This is a genomic window from Methylovulum psychrotolerans (assembly GCF_002923755.1).
Lineage (GTDB): Bacteria > Pseudomonadota > Gammaproteobacteria > Methylococcales > Methylomonadaceae > Methylovulum > Methylovulum psychrotolerans.
Genome location: NZ_PGFZ01000073.1, coordinates 1 through 1510, shown reverse-complemented (window position 1 = coordinate 1510; position 1510 = coordinate 1). Strand labels below are relative to the sequence as shown.

The 1510-nt window shown below is 53.0% G+C and carries 2 protein-coding genes; one reads left to right on the top strand and one right to left on the bottom strand.

Going from position 1 to position 1510, the window contains the following annotated elements:
• Nucleotides 1-316, top strand: a 316-nt coding sequence (locus tag AADEFJLK_RS25370) for a hypothetical protein (protein ID WP_211299342.1), incomplete at its 5' end; no start/stop codon positions are given.
• A 127-nt stretch (nucleotides 317-443) separates the two neighbouring features.
• On the opposite strand, the gene AADEFJLK_RS23625 is transcribed toward AADEFJLK_RS25370, so the two are convergent.
• The gene (locus tag AADEFJLK_RS23625; protein WP_103976037.1) at nucleotides 444-962 is read right to left on the bottom strand and encodes an antA/AntB antirepressor family protein; all 519 of its coding nucleotides are present in this window, start codon (nucleotides 960-962) and stop codon (nucleotides 444-446) included.
• Nucleotides 963-1510 lie beyond the last annotated feature (548 nt).

The window sequence follows — 1510 nt, the reverse complement described above, 5'->3', positions numbered from 1 at the left end:
CCCTGTAACCCGCATTCTACCTGTAAAAAATAGTGGTCAGTTTAAAGTAAGCTTCAATTGGGACGAAGATTTTGCATTAAAGATTTCTGGCTTTACTCATTTACGAAGGAATCCTTACCATCAGCCATATAGAGCCAACACCGGAACCAAACTGTCCGCCCCTGACGGCATTAACATTGCCGCATCCCCACCAACAGCCACACCAGAATCCGCATTGACCATACCATCCGTATCAGATTTCGTCATATTTTTTCCCCTATTCAAACCAGTTAACTATTTTTGCCCTTCATCCATCACCAAAATTGGCGATGGATGAAGGACGATTTTTCGGCTAACCCAAGCCATTAAAAAGCATACAAAACCGAGGATTCTCCCCGCTTGGTCGGGCAAACAGCCCCCGGCACGCAAAGCGCGAACAATACACAACGGCAACCCTGCCTTTTTTACAGCCTATGAAAGGAAAAGGAAAGCCCCAAAAAAACCAAGCGCCACCAGAACCGGCATCCTGTCGGCGGGCAACGGAAAAGCCTTCCCCGCATCCGGCGGCGGCACTGCCGGCCGCGTTTGGCTGGCCTGAGCCAGCAATTGCGCCAACAGGCGGCTCCCGCAATCAATAAAATATTGCCACGCCCACGGACTTGCGGGTTCCTCCCCACCATCGCCAACGCCTTGGCCGTATTCAGCGACAGGCAATAATCGGTTGTCGTCTGGAGGCCAGAATTTTCAAGCTCCCCCATTTGGGGGAGCAGGAGATCCAGCCCCTCAACAAAGCCGTACTCAGCCATCCTGTTTTTGACCCACACCAAAAACTCCCGGTTCAAGCCCAAAAACCGGTGCAACGCCCGCGCATCCACCGCAGGCGCAATGTCCCGCCAATATCCGCAGCGAACACGGAAATCACGCCGTCCGCCACGGACGGCGTTAACGTGCCGCCCCGGCACCCACACTGACACCATCGGCATCAGTTTTCGTCATACCTTTCCCCCTATCCCAAACCATCACCCCTTTTTGCCCTTCATCCATCCACCGTTTTAGTGATGGATGACAGCCGTACCTTTTGGCTAACCCAAGCCATTAAAAATCATCCAAAATCCCAGAACCCTAAAATTCCAAAATCTCAGAACCTCAAAACCCTCAAAAATCCAGGATTCTCCCCGCCTGGTCGGGCAAACAGCCCCGCCGCCGCACACAAGACCAAAAAACCGCTACGGTTAAAAGAAAATTCACGGCTTACCCAGCCGGAAAGGGTGTGTACAACGGGGAGCAACGCGCGTCTTCTTACCCGCCGCGCAAAGCGGGAACAATAATGCAACCCTCACGGAAAAAAGGGATGGCCAATCACGGCCACCGTCACAACACGACGGCGGCAGTACCTTTTTTACGGCCCGTGACAGGAAAACCCCCAAAAACCCCCCAACAAAAAATGCTGCCGTCCGCGAAGGACAAGGGGTTTCGGGGCTACGACGGAAACCGTTTATGTCCGACATAAACGGTTTCAAAGACCCCGCGC

Coding starts and splice junctions, on each gene's coding strand:
- AADEFJLK_RS23625 (WP_103976037.1), bottom strand. CDS start 962: ATGCCGATGGTGTCAGTGTGGGTGCCGGGGCGGCACGTTAACGCCGTC.